General features: G+C 40.5%; 1 pseudogene. It reads left to right on the forward strand.

Annotation, left to right across the window (positions count from 1 at the left end):
• Positions 1 to 623, forward strand: a pseudogene (locus ACW9JY_RS10440) (ABC transporter substrate-binding protein); the annotation flags it as partial.
• Positions 624 to 729 lie beyond the last annotated feature (106 nt).

The following is a 729-nucleotide window of genomic DNA, read 5'->3' on the forward strand; positions in this document are numbered from 1 at the left end:
TAGAAAGGAATGGATTTAAAAGGGATAAAAATGGCAAATGGTTGTTACCAGACGGTACACCTTGGAAAATTAATATTTTGACCGATTCAGATTCTGGAGGCCCTCGACATAGAAATGCACTTGCTGCAGCACAACAATGGAGAAACTTTGGAATAGAAGTGGAAGTGGCGGCCAGTGAGTCCCTTACTAATCGTGCCGTCTCGGGAGATTATGAAGTTGCAACTAATTGGCCTGCAATGGAACCATGGGGAGGACATCCTGATTTGTATCGCACCTTTAGTGTCTGGCATTCGAAATATTATAAACCAATAGGTGAATTAGCTGTTTCTCTGGATGGGGGCCCGTCAAGATGGAGAGATCCGAGAATGGATAAGGTTATAGAACAAATGGAAAAGGTTGAATGGGATAGTGAAGAAAACATACAATTAGGTATCGAAGGGTTAAAAATACTTGTAGAAGAAATGCCTACAATTCCAACATTTTCGTATCCAGGTGTTATTGCATTTGACGAATATTACTGGACGAATTATCCAACTGCTGAAAATCCATATATGATTCCCTATACGCATTGGCCAAATTTGAAATACGTACTCCCCTTTCTTGAACCAACAGGTAGGGAATAAGGGCTACAAATAAATACATTGAGCCCCCTTCGGGGGGCTTATTATGGAGGTGTAACACTTGCTATTTTTCAAGCGATACTTGCTACCAAGGATAATACAATTTCTA

It is taken from the genome of Petrotoga sp. DB-2, assembly GCF_054051725.1.